The organism is Hyphomonas sp. (assembly GCF_041398465.1).
Taxonomy (GTDB): domain Bacteria; phylum Pseudomonadota; class Alphaproteobacteria; order Caulobacterales; family Hyphomonadaceae; genus Hyphomonas.
Map to the genome: position 1 here is coordinate 777,113 of NZ_JAWKUS010000002.1, position 15,640 is coordinate 792,752.

At 58.8% G+C, this 15,640-nt stretch carries 14 protein-coding genes; 10 read left to right on the top strand and 4 right to left on the bottom strand.

The window, feature by feature from the left end:
* The first annotated feature begins 130 nt into the window (after nucleotides 1-130).
* Together R3C98_RS10205 and R3C98_RS10210 are read left to right on the top strand one after the other, a co-directional pair.
* The gene (locus R3C98_RS10205; RefSeq protein ID WP_371313958.1) at nucleotides 131-1,429 is read left to right on the top strand and encodes an NCS2 family permease; all 1,299 of its coding nucleotides are present in this window, start codon (nucleotides 131-133) and stop codon (nucleotides 1,427-1,429) included.
* Nucleotides 1,430-1,453: 24 nt separating this feature from the next.
* Nucleotides 1,454-2,431, top strand: coding sequence for a 5'-methylthioadenosine/S-adenosylhomocysteine nucleosidase (locus R3C98_RS10210; RefSeq protein ID WP_371313959.1), 978 nt, complete (start codon nucleotides 1,454-1,456; stop codon nucleotides 2,429-2,431).
* Nucleotides 2,432-2,460: 29 nt separating this feature from the next.
* Here the strand turns inward: R3C98_RS10210 and R3C98_RS10215 are convergent, their stop codons facing one another.
* From R3C98_RS10215 to R3C98_RS10230, 4 genes are all read right to left on the bottom strand, one after another.
* Nucleotides 2,461-3,234: an SDR family NAD(P)-dependent oxidoreductase gene (locus R3C98_RS10215; protein WP_371313960.1), complete on the bottom strand. Its 774-nt coding sequence runs from the start codon at nucleotides 3,232-3,234 to the stop codon at nucleotides 2,461-2,463.
* Nucleotides 3,234-4,490, bottom strand: coding sequence for an acyl-CoA dehydrogenase (locus R3C98_RS10220; protein ID WP_371313961.1), 1,257 nt, complete (start codon nucleotides 4,488-4,490; stop codon nucleotides 3,234-3,236). The genes R3C98_RS10215 and R3C98_RS10220 overlap by 1 nt, the downstream gene beginning before the upstream one ends.
* A gap of 15 nt (nucleotides 4,491-4,505) precedes the next feature.
* The gene (locus tag R3C98_RS10225; RefSeq protein ID WP_371313962.1) at nucleotides 4,506-5,627 is read right to left on the bottom strand and encodes an acyl-CoA dehydrogenase family protein; all 1,122 of its coding nucleotides are present in this window, start codon (nucleotides 5,625-5,627) and stop codon (nucleotides 4,506-4,508) included.
* Nucleotides 5,628-5,729: 102 nt separating this feature from the next.
* On the bottom strand, nucleotides 5,730-6,527 hold the full coding sequence (locus R3C98_RS10230; RefSeq protein ID WP_371313963.1) for an enoyl-CoA hydratase/isomerase family protein: 798 nt from the start codon (nucleotides 6,525-6,527) through the stop codon (nucleotides 5,730-5,732).
* 284 nt (nucleotides 6,528-6,811) lie between these two features.
* Between R3C98_RS10230 and R3C98_RS10235 the strand changes: the two genes are divergently transcribed.
* From R3C98_RS10235 to R3C98_RS10270, 8 genes are all read left to right on the top strand, one after another.
* A complete protein-coding gene (locus tag R3C98_RS10235) occupies nucleotides 6,812-8,851 on the top strand; it encodes an FAD-dependent oxidoreductase (protein ID WP_371313964.1) in 2,040 nt (679 codons plus the stop codon).
* A 292-nt stretch (nucleotides 8,852-9,143) separates the two neighbouring features.
* A complete protein-coding gene (locus tag R3C98_RS10240; protein ID WP_371313965.1) occupies nucleotides 9,144-9,341 on the top strand; it encodes a hypothetical protein in 198 nt (65 codons plus the stop codon).
* Nucleotides 9,338-9,589 carry a hypothetical protein gene (locus tag R3C98_RS10245; protein WP_371313966.1) on the top strand — a complete coding sequence of 84 codons (252 nt, stop codon included), beginning with the start codon at nucleotides 9,338-9,340 and terminating at the stop codon, nucleotides 9,587-9,589. The genes R3C98_RS10240 and R3C98_RS10245 overlap by 4 nt, the downstream gene beginning before the upstream one ends.
* 17 nt (nucleotides 9,590-9,606) lie before the next feature.
* The gene (locus R3C98_RS10250; protein WP_371313967.1) at nucleotides 9,607-11,301 is read left to right on the top strand and encodes an amidohydrolase family protein; all 1,695 of its coding nucleotides are present in this window, start codon (nucleotides 9,607-9,609) and stop codon (nucleotides 11,299-11,301) included.
* Complete coding sequence (locus R3C98_RS10255) at nucleotides 11,298-12,260, top strand: alpha/beta fold hydrolase (protein ID WP_371313968.1); 963 nt, start codon at nucleotides 11,298-11,300, stop codon at nucleotides 12,258-12,260. Before R3C98_RS10250 ends, R3C98_RS10255 begins: the two co-directional genes overlap by 4 nt.
* A gap of 13 nt (nucleotides 12,261-12,273) precedes the next feature.
* Complete coding sequence (locus R3C98_RS10260) at nucleotides 12,274-13,794, top strand: NAD(P)/FAD-dependent oxidoreductase (protein WP_371313969.1); 1,521 nt, start codon at nucleotides 12,274-12,276, stop codon at nucleotides 13,792-13,794.
* Complete coding sequence (locus R3C98_RS10265; protein ID WP_371313970.1) at nucleotides 13,791-14,468, top strand: TetR/AcrR family transcriptional regulator; 678 nt, start codon at nucleotides 13,791-13,793, stop codon at nucleotides 14,466-14,468. The genes R3C98_RS10260 and R3C98_RS10265 overlap by 4 nt, the downstream gene beginning before the upstream one ends.
* 153 nt (nucleotides 14,469-14,621) lie before the next feature.
* Nucleotides 14,622-15,638, top strand: a complete 1,017-nt coding sequence (locus R3C98_RS10270) for an AraC family transcriptional regulator (protein ID WP_371313971.1) — start codon at nucleotides 14,622-14,624, stop codon at nucleotides 15,636-15,638.
* Nucleotides 15,639-15,640 lie beyond the last annotated feature (2 nt).

Genomic DNA, 15,640 nt, shown 5'->3' on the forward strand with positions numbered 1-15,640 from the left:
TACGGGATGCCGGAGCCGGTCATTTCGTGGCCTGATGCCTCCGGCGTACATCTATTCGGCCCTACAGACTTGACCTTGCCGCCGGTTTGCCAAGTCTGCGAATTGCGCAGTTCGGAGACCTCGGCCCCATATGCTCAACAAGCTTTTTGATCTGGATGCCCGGGGCACGACAGCCCGAACCGAGATTGTGGCAGGCATCACGACGTTCCTCGCGATGTCCTACATCATCTTCGTGAACCCCGACATTCTGGCGGATGCCGGCATGGACAGAGGCGCCGTCTTCGTGGCGACCTGCCTCTCTGCGGCCATCGGGTCCGCCATCATGGGGCTTTACGCGAATTATCCGATCGCGATTGCGCCCGGCATGGGGCTCAATGCCTATTTCACTTATGGGGTCGTGATCGGCATGGGCCTGTCCTGGCAAGTCGCGCTGATGGCTGTGTTCATGTCTGGCGTCATCTTTGTCGTGTTGAGCCTGCTGCCAATCCGCGAATGGATCATCAATGCCATTCCGCTGGACATGAAGATGGCAATCTCCTCGGGCATTGGCCTGTTCCTGATCATCATCGGCCTCACCGGCGTCGGCATTGTCACGTCTCATCCCGCAACGATTGTTGGCCTCGGTGACCTGTCACAAACGCCCGCATTGCTCGCGATGTTTTGCTTTTGCCTGATCGGCATTCTGGAAGCCCGGAAAGTGCCGGGCGGTATCCTGATCGGCATACTGGCGACCACGCTGATCGGCATCGTGCTCGGAGCCGCCCCGCCGCCGGGATTGCTCTCCATGCCACCGTCCATCGAGCCTACGCTGTTCGCGATGGATTGGTCACAGGCACTGAACCTTGGAATCACAATCATCGTGATCTCGTTCCTGTTCGTGGACATGTTCGATACTGCCGGCACGCTTGTTTCGGTCGCGCACCGCGCCGGCCTTCTGGATGACGAGGGCCATGTCACAAACCTGAGGCGCGCCCTGGTCGCAGACAGCACCGCGACCGTTATCGGGGCGGCGCTCGGCACGTCGTCGGCCACAAGCTACATCGAAAGCGTTGCAGGCGTGAAAGCAGGTGGCCGGACAGGACTGACCGCGCTCACCGTTGCGGGGCTGTTCTGCCTGGCGCTGTTCTTCGCCCCCCTCGCGGGAGCGGTCCAGCCTTACGCAACCATGCCGGCGCTCGTCTATGTAGGATGCCTCATGCTCAGCGGCCTGACCCATGTGAACTGGCAGGACCCGACATCATTCATGCCGGCCGTGATCACCGCCGTGGCGATGCCGCTCACCTATTCCATCGCGAACGGCATCGGCCTCGGGATCATCGTCTACGTCGTACTGAAGATTGGCGCAGGAAAGTGGCAGGATGTCGGGCCTGGCGCACTCGTTCTGGCCGCAGCCTTCCTGCTCAAATTTGTATTCCTCGACTCTGTCTGAAGCAAAGAAAGGCGTAACCGGACAATGCAGCGGACATACCTTCGAAGACTGACGCCGTTGATCGCTGTCTTCTTCGCGGCGCTTGCCTGCGCTTGCGCGACGTCAAACGCAGTTCCAGTCAACAGTGAAGTGATGTCGGTTGACGGGCTGATCGAGGCCACCCCCAGGATCGCTGTTGCCACAGCCTACGATCCGGAGTTTTCGGTGCTGCTCCCGTCGCTCGAACACCCCGTGGAACACAAGGTTCACGGCACCTCGTACTGGACGGGGGAATTGGGCGACCACCCGGTTGTCCTGTTCAAAACCGGGGTCAGTATCGTCAATGCGACGATGAACACACAGCGCCTGCTGGACGGGTTCCACATTACTCACATCGTGGTCAGCGGCGTTGCAGGGGGCCTCGACCCGGATCTCTCGATTGGCGATGTGACGGCGCCTGCCCGCTGGGTAAAATATGATGAAGCCACCTATTTGCGGGAAACCGAACCCGGCGTCTTCAAGGCACCCTTCCCGGGTGTCCGCCCCCTTGTGCCGCCTTACGGATTCATGGGGACAAGAGGCGTACGGATTGCGACCTCCGAAGACCCGGCTCCTGCCCCCCAACTCTGGTTTGAAGCTGACTCAAGCCTCCTTGATATCGCCGAGGCTGCCGCTTCGAACGCGACCCTGCAGCAATGCGAAGAGTCAGGCCTATGCCTGCCCGATGAACCAGACTTTCATATCGGCGGGGCCGGTGTTTCGGGGTCTGTCTTCATGGATAATGCGGCGTACCGGGACTACCTGCATGAGACATTTGACGCGCAGGTCGTTGAAATGGAGACGGCGGCCATCGCCATGGTCGCCCATTCCAATGAAATTCCTTTCATCGCCTTTCGGAGTGTATCAGACCTGGCTGGCGGAGGCACCGCCAGCCAGAATGAAATCCGGGCTTTCGAGCACCTTGCCGCCCGAAACTCTGCCGTCCTCGTGATCGCGTTCCTTGAGCAGATGCAGACACCATGAAGCGGTAATCCGTTTCATGGATGATTGAGCTATCGCGCGCCTTGTCCGTCATCCACACGAATGCATGTACCGGTGACAGCATCCGAAGCCGGGCTCACAAGATAGAGCAATGTCGAATCCAACTGAGCAGGATTGCCTATCCGCTTTCGAGGGAAATGCTGGGCGATATCACCCATCCGGCTGAGCATGCCGTCCATCATCTCGGATTCGAAGGCGCCCGGCGCAATGGCATTGACGTTGATGTTATTGCGTGCCCACTCAACAGAGAGCGTCTCCGTTATCCGCACAACGGCGGCCTTCGACACCGAATAAAGCGCCGCGCCTTCCCCACGATAGCTGTACGCCGCGGAAGACGCGATATTGACGATCCGGCCCGGCTTGCCCGCAGCCATCAACCGCCGTGCAACCTCGCAGCTTAGGACGAATGGTGCCCGCACATTGATATCCAGCACACGGTCAATCAGTTCGATGTCCATCTTGTGCGCACGTTGTGCGTCGGGAATGCCGGCATTGTTGACGAGTATCGTGACCAGCCCAAGCTCCGCTTCAGCTTTCACGACGCCAGCGATCATCTGGTCCGCATCCGTCGCATCCATCTCGATCGCGACGGCTTCCCCACCATCTGCACGGATTTCCGCGGCCAGCGCTTCAAGTCGGTCAAGACGGCGGGCTGCCAGAGCCACCTTGGCACCGCAGCTTGCCAACACTTTCGCGAAGCGAAGGCCAAGTCCCGAAGACGCACCTGTGACGAGCGCCACCTGCCCGGACAGGTCGGCCGAGTTGTTGGGAAGTGGATAGGTCATTACTTGCGTGTCCCGCTGGTTGGAATCTCATTGAACGGAACGTTCTTGTCGACGCGGATATCTCCCGGAAGGCCAAGCACGCGCTCGCCGATAATGTTCCTCAGGATTTCATCCGAGCCGCCCTCAATACGTGTCGCAGGTGAACGCATCAGCATGGCCTGGAAACGGCCGTTCTGCGGGCTGTTCTCATCCCACAGCACGCCAGCCTGCCCCTGCAGGTCCAGTGCATAAATGGCGAGGTCCTGCATGGTGGCACCGGCTACCAGCTTGCCGATGGAGTTCTCCGGCCCTGGCGTCTCTCCCTTGGATAGTGCCGTGATGGAACGCATGCCCGTATACTTGAGGCCGCTCTGTCTCACGGCGATTTGAGCGAGTTTCGACTTCACAGCCGAGTCCGCCACGGCGGGCTGTCCGTCGATCTCGGCTTCCATGCAGAAGCGGAAAAGTTCCGGGAACCCGGTCGACATGCTGGAGCCGATGGAAAGCCGCTCATTCATCAGCGTGGTCAGCGAAACCTTCCAGCCTTCGCCCACGGCGCCGAGACGCTGCGAGTCCGGAATGCGGACGTCGGTGAAATAAACTTCGTTGAAGCCGGAGGCGCCGTTCGCCTGCTTGATCGGCACGACCTTCACACCCGGCGTCTTCATCGACAGGAAGAACATGGTCAGGCCCTTGTGCTTCGGCACGTTCGGGTCCGTCCGCGTGATGAGCAGGCCCCAGTCGGAGTTCTGAGCTCCGCTGGTCCATATCTTCTGGCCATTGATGATCCAGTCGCCGGAACCGTCATCGGCTTTCACGGCGCGGGTGCGCAAGCCGGCAAGGTCCGATCCTCCGGCGGGCTCGGAGAACAGCTGGCACCAGATTTCCTCGCCATTCGCCAGCGGGGGAAGACGCTCGCGCTTCTGCTCTTCGCTGGCCCACTCCATCACGGTTGGACCGCACATGCCATGGCCGATGGTGAACGGGCCGGAGAGCGCTGCATACGGGCCCTCTTCCTGGCTCCAGATCACGCGCTCGATCGGAGTTCGCGCGGCGCCGCCATATTCTTTCGGCCAGTGGAGGCAGGCCCAGCCTGCATCGGCTTTCTTCTTCTGCCATGCCTTGCCAGCCACAATCGGGTCTTCAGTGACGACGCCGCTCGATCCGAAATTGGCGCGGCGAAGCTCCGCCTCCAGATGTTTCGGTGCATTTGCGTCGATCCATGCACGCACTTCCTTGCGGAAAGCTGCTTCTTCGGGTGTGTCTTCGAAATCCATGTCCCTGCCCTTTCCTTATGCGGCCGTTTCGGCGTTGCCAGCGCTCATGCGGTCGATCAGTTCAGCTTCCCATGTAGAGAGCGAACCGAGCGCCAGCGCGAGGTTGTTGGACCGCCGGTAGTAGAGGTGGCAGTCGAAGGCCCAGGTGAAGCCCATGCCGCCATGCACCTGAATATTGTTCTTGGAACAATGCTGGAAAGCGGTCGTCGCCGAGACGCGCGCCGTCGCCGCCGCGACAGGAAGCTCCGCCGGGCTCGATCCCAGCGCCCACGCGCCGTAATAGCAATTGGAGCGCGCCAGCGTCGCGGAGACGTACATATCCGCAAGGATATGCTTGATCGCCTGGAAGGATCCGATGGGCCGGCCGAAGGCCATGCGCTCCAGCGCATAGTCCCGCGCCATCTCCAGCGCCTTGTCGGCGCCGCCGACCTGTTCGAATGCCATAAGCACAGCGGCCCGGTCCATCACCTGCGTCGCGATGTGCCATCCATCGCCTGCCGTACCCAGCAGCTCTGCCGGTGCATTGTCGAACGTCAGGCGCGCCTGCCCGCGCGTCGGGTCGATGGACTGAAGTGTCTCGCGGGCCACCCCCTCGCCGGTCAGCGAAACGAGGTAGAGTGAGATGCCCTTCTCATCCTTCGCAGCAACGATGGCGAAGTCGGCATCGGCGCCATCGGCCACCGGCATCTTCACACCGGAGAGCTTGCTGCCTTTGGCGCTGACGGAGATATTGTCCGGTCCGGCACGGCCCTGCCCCTCGGCCAGTGCGAACGTCCCGATGGCTTCGCCCGCAGCAAGCTTTGGCAGCCATTCTGACTTCTGGCTTTCGGACCCGGCCAGCAGCAGGAATTCCGCCGCGAGATAGATGGAGGAAGCCACTGGCACCGGCGCAATCGCGCGACCGAGTTCCTCTGCGATCACGCAAAGTTCCAGATGGCCGAGGCCAACGCCGCCATACGCTTCCGGAATCGCTGCGCCGAGCAGGCCCATGTCAGCCAGCCCCGCATAGAGCGCCTTGTCATAGGTCGCGTCGGATTCGAGGATCGCACGAACTGCTTCGGGCGGGCATTTTTCGGATAGAAAACGCCGCACCTGATCGCGCAACTGTTTCTGCTCGTCGGAGAAATCGAGGTTCAATTTTGCCTCCCTGTTTCATGTTTTGCCCGGAGTGTCCGGGCCTGCCCGGCACAGGTCAAGCCATTCCGCCAAGGCATCCCCGAGCGAATTGCCATAACCCTATCAGGAGTAGTTCGGTTTCCGCTTTTCAAAGAATGCCGCGACCCCTTCGGCGAAGTTCGGATCATTGGCGGTCAGGATCTGGTTACGATCTTCAATTGCCATTGCAGCTTCAAGGCCGGACACGTCGACAGCGATATTCAGGCCATCCTTGGTGAGACGCAGACCCAGCGGCGTTGCGTGCAGCATGTCTTCGACAAAGCCCTCGGCTTCCTTGTGCATCTCGCTGCCATGAACAACCCGGTTCGCAAGACCGATCTCCATGGCCCGCTGCGCAGAAATGAACCGCCCGGTCAGCATGTACTCGCTTGCGAGCGACATCCCGACCATGCGCGGCAGGAAGTAGGATACGCCCATATCGCAGGAAGAAAGCCCAATCCGGATGAAGGCGGCATTCATGCGCGCATCTTCCGACAGGATCCGGATGTCCGAAGCCAAAGCAAGCGCAAACCCGCCGCCACTTGCGGCCCCCTGGACGAGACTGATGATCGGCTGGGGGCAGCGGCGCATCGCGACATAGATCTCCGCAATCGACCGCTGATTGTCGAGACCGCTTTCCATGCTGCGCTTTCCGTGGTTTTCCGAGGAATCCTTGAGATCCAGTCCTGCGCAGAAAGCCCGGCCTGCCCCTTCAAGGACAACGACCCGCACAGACCGGTCGAAATAGAGAGATTGAAAGACTTCCCGAAGTTCTGAAACCAGTTGCGGATTCAACGCGTTCAGCCGATCCGGCCGGTTCATCTTGATATACAGAACCTGGTCTTTCTGCTCCAGAATAAGTGCCTGATAGTCCGACTTCATGATACCTCACCTCCTTATTTCCTTTCTCAAATTCTGAGGCGGAGTGGTGCATAGGCGCAAGGCCTTTCCTTGCGGAATGACGCTCCGTAGGCCTACGATCAGTGCGTTTGGCCGGGCGAAACGCACGTTCCCCAAGGGCAAGCGAAAATCCCCATTCCTGGGTTGGAAACACCGGGAAAAGGCTTGTGAAAACGAGCAGACACCTCGTAACTTCCCACCCAACATCAAACCAAGGAACGCCATTCCTTGCAGTGGCCGAACCAGATCAAAGTGCGAAGAAACCCATGACCTCCGTGACGACGAAGTACCCCAACCTCTTTTCTCCCCTGCAGGTCGGCAACACGACAATCAAGAACCGGGCGATCATGGGCTCGATGCATACCGGCCTTGAGGAGCAAGAAGATGGTCATTTCCGGATGGCCGAATTCTTTGCCGAACGAGCGCGCGGCGGAATCGGCCTGATCATTACAGGCGGCATTTCTCCGAACGAGGAAGGCGGTCTTGGTGCAAAACTGTCAAATGCTGAGGAAGTGGCCCGCCACCGCGTGATCACCGACGCGGTCCATGACGCCGCCCCGGATGTTCGCATTTGCATGCAGATCCTGCATTCTGGTCCGCTCGCACCGCATGACAAATGCGTCGCCCCCTCACCTGTCCGCTCCCCCATCGCGCGCTTCGTTCCGAACGAACTCGATGAAGAGGGTATCGAGAAGCAGATTTCCGATTTCGCCAATTGCGCCAAGTGCGCGAAGGAAGCCGGATATGACGGCGTCGAGATCATCGGATCTGCCGGTTACCTGCTGTCGACCTTCCTCGTGCAGAAAACCAATCTTCGAACCGATCGCTGGGGCGGTTCTTTCGAAAACCGCATGCGCTTTCCGCTGGAAATTGTCCGCCGGGCACGGTCGGCGGTGGGCGATGATTTCATCATCATCTTCCGCATCGCCGCGATGGACATGCTGCAGGGCGGCATGTCGTGGGAGGAAATCGTCGAGCTTGCGCACGAACTTGAGAAAGCCGGCGTCTCGATCATCTCGACACACTTCACCTGGCATGAATCCGCAGTTCCGACGATCGCCACCATGGTGCCACGCGCCGCCTTTACCAGCGTGACCGGCCGCCTCAAAAAGCTGGTGAATGTTCCGGTCATCACGAGCAACCGCATCAACATGCCGGATGTTGCAGAAGCGGTTCTGGAACGCGGAGATGCAGATCTGGTCTCCATGGCACGTCCGATGCTTGCCGACTCCCAGTTCATGAAAAAGGCTGCTGAAGGCCGGGAAGACGAAATCAATACCTGTATCGCCTGCAACCAGGCCTGTCTCGACCATACATTCGGCGGCAATCAGGAAGTCAGCTGCCTGGTCAATCCTCGCGCCTGTCATGAAACCCAACTGGTCTACAAGCCGACCTCAAACCCAAAACGCATCGCTGTTGTTGGCGCCGGCCCCGCGGGTCTCGCCTACTCCACCATCGCGGCGGAACGCGGGCACACCGTCGACCTGTTCGACCAATCCCCCGAGATCGGCGGCCAATTCAATCTGGCGAAAAGAGTTCCGGGTAAAGAAGAATTTTACGAGACGCTCCGCTACTTCAAACGCCAACTTGAAGTGACAGGCGTCAATGTGAACCTTGGCAAACGCGTGGATAAGGACTTCCTGAAATCCGGCGGCTATGACGAAATCATCTTCGCCACAGGCATCAGCCCCAGGACGCCGGCAATCGAGGGCATCAACCACCCAAGCGTGGTCGGATACATCGACGCAATTCAGGGCAACAAGCCAATCGGTAAGCGCGTCGCCATCATCGGCGCCGGTGGCATCGGCTTCGATGTCGCAGAACTGATCACCCATGTGGGCAAATCCTCGGCGCTCGACATCGACAAATTCGCGAAGGAATGGGGCATCGATTTCGAGAACCACCCGCGAGGCGGTGTGACCGGTGTGGAGCCCATGGTCGAGGAATCGCCGCGCGAGGTCTGGCTGTTGCAGAGAAAGAACACTGGCGTCGGCCGTGGGCTTGGCAAGACGACAGGCTGGACCCATCGCCTGACGCTTAATCGGAAGGGCGTACGAATGGTGCCGGGCGTCACCTATGAACGCATCGATGATCAGGGCCTCCACTGCCTGATCGACGGTGAGCCGAAAACTCTGGAAGTCGATACGATCATCCTGTGCGCAGGTCAGGAACCTCTCCGGGATGTATACAACGAGTTCGAAGGCGACTCAGAGAAGGTTACGCTGGTCGGCGGCGCTTTCGAAGCCGCGGAACTGGATGCAAAGCGCGCCATCAATCAGGCCGCCCACCTGGCCGCTGAGGTGTAAGCTCTCCACATTCAGCTATCAGGAGTTCACTCCTCCATTCCCCACAATGGCTATGCCAATTCTCTCAGGATTGGCATGGCCTTTTTCGTTCTGGACACAAATTGAATGCATGACCGTCCGACGACCTCGCACACAGGAATTCCGACACGCGTCAGCCTAACCCGACGTCACGCCGATACCTCCCTAACCTGCGCTTGCCGAAAATATTGGAACATGTTCTAGTTTTCTCGAAAAGGGAGAAAACAACATGCCAACAAGTCAGCTTTCGAGAGTCCGGAAATCCATTCTGCCGGTGGCCGGCGACACCTGGCAAAGCATAGCAGACCGCGAACTTGCGGACATGAACGCTGAAGAAGGCGTGTCCAGCCTGCAAAGCTGGAATCTGCATGTTTTCATGCGTTCTTCCGGCGCGGCCGGTGGACCAAAATCAGGCAACCCCATCCTGCCCAGCGACGTGATCTTCGTCGAACCGCCAATGAGCGATGCATGACCAGCGCCAAAATAAGGGATGTGCAAATCGCGGCGGCCCATGACGGCGAGGCGGAACTTCTGGTGACGCTCGAGTATGGCAATGGCGGCCGGACGCAGGTGACACTCGATGAGTTCGCCGCCCGCGTTCTGCTCTCCAGTTGCCAGACCGAAAAGCCGGATGACCTGATCGGTGCCGACTGGGTGCTCGTGCGCGACGCCCTTATCGCTTCCTCTGAACGATACGCAGACAACACAACAAACAAATAAAACGGGAGATAACTGACATGTATGACCTGATCATCAGGAACGGTACGGTCGTCGACGGATCCGGAATGCCCGCCTTCAAGGCCGACATTGCCGTTCGCGGGAACAAGATCGAAAAAATAGGACGCATTTCGGAGAGCGCTTCCAAGGAAATTGACGCTGAAGGACGGATCGTTGCGCCAGGCTTCATCGATCCGCACACGCATTTTGATGCTCAATTGCTGTGGGACGGCTTCGCGAAACCTGCACTCTCGCATGGCGTGACAACCATCGTGCCAGGGAACTGCTCACTTTCCCTGGCTCCCTTGAAGGCGGAACACCGGATGAAACTCGTGGGCATGTTCAACCAGATCGAAGAGATGCCGCTCAAAGCGTTCGAAGAAGGCGTTGTCTGGGACTGGGAAACCTTCTCGGAATACATCACACGCATTCGCAAGGGTCTTGCCATCAATGTTGCGCCACTGGTCGGCCATAGCGTCCTGCGCCTGTGGGTCATGGGCGATGCCGCGATGGAGCGGACGGCAACCGACACCGAAATCGCAGAGATGCAATCGGTCCTGCGCGAATGCCTGGACGCCGGCGCCATCGGACTATCGACCAGCTATGTCGACATGGACGAGAAACTGCAGCCAGTGCCGAGCCGGCATGCCGATGCGGGCGAAGTGGATGCGCTGGCCAGCGTTCTTGGAGAATATGGACGCGTGCTCCAGATCGTCCCGGAATTCTACGACCCGGACCTGACTATCGCACGGTTGGACCAATTGGCTGAGCTTTCCCTGAAATATGGAATTCCCACGACGTTTTCACCGCTCTTCGTGAACGCTGACAACACGAATGCGGTCGACAAAGTTATCCGCCGTGTGGATGAGCAGTTTGCACGAGGCGCACGTGTCTGGCCGCAGGTACAGACCCGCCCGATCGACATCAGCTTCTGTTTCGCCGTGCCGAGCCTGCTCTTCATCCGCCTACCGAGCTGGTATGGCGTGATGCGCTTCGGCACACACGACCAGATCGTTGCAGCATTCCGTGACGAGGATACCCGCAAGAAGCTGATCGCCGAAGCCGCACAGCAAGGCGAGTTGTGGCCTCGCCTGCGCTTGCGCCACGTCAACACACCAGAGAACCAGAAATATGTCGGCAAGACATTGGCCGAAATCGCCGAGATGCGCGGGACGACGCCAATCGATGCAATGATCGACCTGTCTCTTGAGGAAGATCTCGACGCGCACTTCATTGCTGCAAGTATGGGGCACAATTCGGATGAGAAGGTTTCCAGCATGCTGAAGCATCCTCGTGTCCACATCGGCGCGAGCGACGGCGGGGCGCACATCCTCTCATTCTCGACTTACGGCGACACGGGGTACCTGTTCGGACATTTCGTCCGCAGTCTGAACCTGATGGGCATGGAAGAAGCTGTGAAGAAGGTGACTTCCGACACAGCTGCCATCTGGGGCATCCCGGACCGCGGCCTCCTTCAGACGGGCTATATCGCCGACATCGTTGTCTTCGATCCCGATTCCATCGACCGGGGAGAAGAAATTTACGTGCAAGATGTGCCGGGTGACGGCAGCCGTTATGTACGGGAATCTCACGGCGTTGATACGGTTATCGTGAGCGGCGGAATCGCCTGGTCCGCTGATGATGGCTATCAGGAAACACGCGGCGAAATCCTTCCGGGTGCGAAGGCCGATTTGCGTCCAGTGGTGGCCGCATGAGCTGGCCGGGAGTAAAGCAGCGGCGCATCGGAACCAATGGCATTCAGTTGAACATTGCAGAGGCGGGGGACGGCCCCCTCGTCCTCCTGCTGCACGGATTTCCGGAGAGCTGGTATTCCTGGCGTCATCAGTTCGCACCACTGGCAGCGGCCGGATACCACGTCGTGGCACCGGACATGCGCGGCTATGGCAAGAGCGACAAACCGGAAGAGATCACCGCCTACAATCAGGTGGAAGTGGTGAACGATATCATCGGCCTCATTCCGGCGCTCGGATACGATGAAGCCGTCGTGATCGGTCATGACTGGGGTGCGCCAACGGCCTGGTCGACCGCGTTGTTCCACCCGAACAAGGTCCGCGCCGTCGGCGGTCTCTCCGTTCCCTTCATGCCGCGCTCCCCCGTCCAGCCGATGCCAATGATGCGGGAGATGTTCAAGGGCCAGTTCTTCTACCAGCTGTATTTCCAGGAACCCGGCGTTGCAGAAACAGAGTTCGAGGCGGACCTGAAAACCAATCTGCGCAAATTCCTGTGCATGGCGGGCGGGGAGACCGACCTTGCCGCACTCCCCCCCAAGGCAGAGGATGATGACCTTCTCTCGGGCCTGCCCGATCCGGAACAGCTTCCAGCCTGGCTGACAGAAGCGGATCTCGATTTCTACACGAATGAATTCACGAACTCCACGATGCGTGGGCCAATCAACTACTATCGCAATCACGACCTGACCTGGGAGATGACCGAGGGCGCGCCGACGGAAATCCACCAGCCAGCCATGTTCGTCGCGGGAACAAACGACGGCGTCGTCATGATGGCCGAGGAAGCCATCAAAATGATGCCGCACTTCGTGAAGGACCTCCGCATCAATCACATGATCGAAGGCATCGGACACTGGACCCAACAGGAGGCGCCTGACGCGGTGAACACGCAGATACTTGCGTTCCTGAAGAGTCTGGACGCCTGAAAGCGAGGGGCACATGGCTGAGAAAGTAATCATCATCGGCGCCGGCATTGGCGGACTCTGCACTGCGCTCATGCTTCAACCCACAGGACGCAACATCCTGCTTCTGGAAAGGGATGGCCCGATCGGGACAGACGAGCCTGATGATCTGTTCCGCACATGGAAGCGAACTGGTGTCGGACACGTTCGGCAGAGCCACGCCTTCCTTGCGCGTCTTCGCACCATCCTGAAGGAGGAACACCCGGCCTTGCTGGATAGCCTGATGTCCCACGGGGTGCGGGAACTCACCTTCGAAATGATGCTGACCGAGCAGCAGCAGGAAACCTACCAGCCGCAACCGGAAGACAGCGACCTTACCATCATCACCAGTCGGCGCACTACGCTGGAAATGGTTATCCGCAGATACGTTGAATCTTTGCCGAATGTAGAAGTTCAATCCGGCTTCTTTGTCCGTAGACTTATCACTTCAAGAGGAACTGACGGAGTGTTCGCTGTCAGCGGCGTTGAGGGAGAGCAGGACGGAAAGCCCACTTCCATCACCGCAGACCTCGTTGTCGATGCTTCCGGCAAAGGTGGCTTCACCATCGAGCAACTGATGGAAGAAGGCGCGAACATTTATGAAGAAAGCGAAACAGCAGGCATTCTGTACTTCACCCGCCACTACCGCCTCCTGCCCGGCTGTTCCGAACCGGATCGCAAATCAAACCCGCCTGCTTCGGGTGACCTGGGATATCTGAAGTTTGGCGTATTTCCGGGGGATAATGGAAACTTCTCTATCACGATCGCCCTGCCCGAAGTCGAGATGGAGTTGAGGAAAAAAATCCTGAACCCGGAAATTTTCCACCGCATTACCCTCATGCTGCCCGGTCTGCAGCCGTGGACCAATGAGGAGCGATCAGAGGGAACGAGCAAGGTCTTCGGTATGGGCGATTTGAACAATCGCTGGCGCGATACGGTTGTGGAAGGCAAACCCGCCGCCGTCGGCTATTTCCCGCTCGGCGACACGCTCGTTCGGACAAATCCGCTTTACGGGCGGGGATGTTCATTCGCCGCGGTCAGTGCACAGCTGCTACGTCAGACTCTGGACGAATCGGCGGACCCAACCAGGCGGGCCCTTGCCTATCACCAACGGATCCTGAGCGACCTGCGTCCCTATTATATCAATCAGCGCAAACAAGACCGCTCCGCGATACGCCGGGCTCAACGCAACCTGATGCCCGGCACAACCCCGTCGATCCGTTCGCGTATGCTCGAGAGTTTCGCAGAGGATGGTGTGCGAATTGCCTTGCGGTCAGACACCCGGCTTTTGCGCGAAGCAATGCGCGGGTTCCACATGCTGGAACATCCGGACAAATGGTTGGGCAAACCCGGCAATCTCGCAAAGGTGCTCTACTTCTGGATCCGTGGAAAGAAAGCGAACGCGGCTGCGTACCCACCACCGCCGGGCCCGGAAAGAACCGAAATGCTCTCGGCCCTTCAAATCGACCCCCAGGCCGATATCATCCGTTTGAAACAGGATGAACAGCTCGCAGCATGACAAGTACTTCCACCCTCCCAGACATCGGACAGCGTGAGCGCGCAAAGGAAGAGCGCCGCCAGAGAATTATCCGCGCCGTGCGTGACCTCATTCGGGAGACTGGCGATGCCAATCCCTCGATGCGCCTGATTGCCAGTCGCGCGGGTGTCAGCATTGCGACAGCCTACAATCTTTTCGGATCAAAACAGGCGGTCGTTCTGGCTGTTCTGGAAGACCGGCAGAACTTCAAGGAGCGGTTTGCGTCGCTGAAAGCACGGAACCCGATCGATCTGGTTTTCGCCGCTCACGAACTGGCTGTGAGCTACTACACGCACGACCCGGAATTCTATCGCCCGCTATGGCGCGCGCTCCTGGATTCCAGTGGTAAAAGTGACATGAGTATCGTCCCTCCCGAACGCCAGGCGGAAACGCGCGCAGCATGGCGGACAGTACTATTGCAAGCCCGGGATGACGGGTATCTCGACAAGGATGAATCCATTGAATGGCTGGAACGCAGCCTGACGCATAGCGCAACAGGCGCCATGCTTTCTTGGGCTACCGAAGCCCTTTCGACGGAAGCACTCCTGCCTTCAGCTGGCTTGGGATACGCTTACATCCTGAGCGCCGCCGCAACCGCCAAAGGCAGGCCTACGCTCAAACAGCGTATCGCGAGCTACAAAGCCTCACTTCCATAAGCTTCTGTCTTGCGAAATTGCGATAGATGGGAAAGCTCGACAGCGGGGTCGATACCACGCCTGAGGGGTTGAGCCCCGCGAAAAACCACCTATTGGAAGGTCTCGTGATCGGATTGGGGGATCACGAGGTCAGCAACAGGAAGCCTGGGGGACATGACCTACGTCGCGGCAATGTTCATAAAGAAAATGATCGATCAGGCGCCAGAGTCGCTTGATCGAGCCGAGCTGTTTGCCGACGTGGGTATTACCGAAGAGGATGCAGCGAACCCAAATACTGTGGTTCGGGATACTCAGTACTATTCATTGCTTGAAACCATAGCGGCGGCCGAAGCACCGAATATCGGTTTCCACCTTCGTACATCTGCGGCGATGACATGTGCGGATTTCGGCGCCGTCGGTCTCGCCTGGAAATGTGCACCAACCCTGCGCCGTTCCTTTCAGCGGATGGACCGGTATGCCCGCGCTTACAATACAACGGCCACATTCCGGCTTGTTGAAAAAGACGGTTTCAGCATGTGGACTCACCAAAGGTTGGAGCCCAAGCGGCTGGGCATGTATCTGTCGACCGAAGGCACGCTGGGGACCTATGTCGCCATGTGCCGGGAAACGACGTTTGCGGAAAACAAACCGCACGCGGTTCAGTTTCGCCACCCCGAACCAGCAGGATCCCTTGAGGCACTGGAAGCCTATTTCAGATGTCCGGTGACATTCGGCGCTGAAATTGATGCGATCATCTTACCCGAGGAGCGTCTCGACCGGAAAAACACCGTCGGCGATGAAAGCATCTGGCGGTTCCTGACGAGCCATATTGAGCAGACCCTGGTCGAAGAAGATCATGAGGAAGCACTGGATCGTCAGGTCATAATCCAGATCGCCAATATGTTGAGCGAGGGTATTCCGACCCTTTCAGACATCGCGTCGGAGCTCGGCATGAGCGCCCGCACGCTTCAACGCCGTCTCGCCGACCAAGGGCAGACATTTCAGTCCCTCGTCGATGAGGCGCGCAGGCAGCTCGCCGAAAAGTTTCTGACAGATACCAGATACTCCATCGCCCAGGTCGCGTTTCTGACCGGGTTTTCCGAGCAGAGCGCGTTCACCCGGGCATTCAAACGCTGGGCCGGACAAACCCCGGGCTCATTCCGGGAAAGCGCAATGGAGCACCGGGTGTGACA

Excerpts from the sequence above, each read along its gene's own strand:
- R3C98_RS10215 (WP_371313960.1), bottom strand. The coding sequence starts at position 3,234 with ATGACCTATCCACTTCCCAACAACTCGGCCGACCTGTCCGGGCAGGTG.
- R3C98_RS10230 (WP_371313963.1), bottom strand. The coding sequence starts at position 6,527 with ATGAAGTCGGACTATCAGGCACTTATTCTGGAGCAGAAAGACCAGGTT.
- R3C98_RS10220 (WP_371313961.1), bottom strand. The coding sequence starts at position 4,490 with ATGGATTTCGAAGACACACCCGAAGAAGCAGCTTTCCGCAAGGAAGTG.
- R3C98_RS10250 (WP_371313967.1), top strand. The coding sequence starts at position 9,607 with ATGTATGACCTGATCATCAGGAACGGTACGGTCGTCGACGGATCCGGA.
- R3C98_RS10265 (WP_371313970.1), top strand. The coding sequence starts at position 13,791 with ATGACAAGTACTTCCACCCTCCCAGACATCGGACAGCGTGAGCGCGCA.
- R3C98_RS10270 (WP_371313971.1), top strand. The coding sequence starts at position 14,622 with ATGACCTACGTCGCGGCAATGTTCATAAAGAAAATGATCGATCAGGCG.
- R3C98_RS10255 (WP_371313968.1), top strand. The coding sequence starts at position 11,298 with ATGAGCTGGCCGGGAGTAAAGCAGCGGCGCATCGGAACCAATGGCATT.
- R3C98_RS10260 (WP_371313969.1), top strand. The coding sequence starts at position 12,274 with ATGGCTGAGAAAGTAATCATCATCGGCGCCGGCATTGGCGGACTCTGC.
- R3C98_RS10210 (WP_371313959.1), top strand. The coding sequence starts at position 1,454 with ATGCAGCGGACATACCTTCGAAGACTGACGCCGTTGATCGCTGTCTTC.
- R3C98_RS10205 (WP_371313958.1), top strand. The coding sequence starts at position 131 with ATGCTCAACAAGCTTTTTGATCTGGATGCCCGGGGCACGACAGCCCGA.
- R3C98_RS10235 (WP_371313964.1), top strand. The coding sequence starts at position 6,812 with ATGACCTCCGTGACGACGAAGTACCCCAACCTCTTTTCTCCCCTGCAG.
- R3C98_RS10245 (WP_371313966.1), top strand. The coding sequence starts at position 9,338 with ATGACCAGCGCCAAAATAAGGGATGTGCAAATCGCGGCGGCCCATGAC.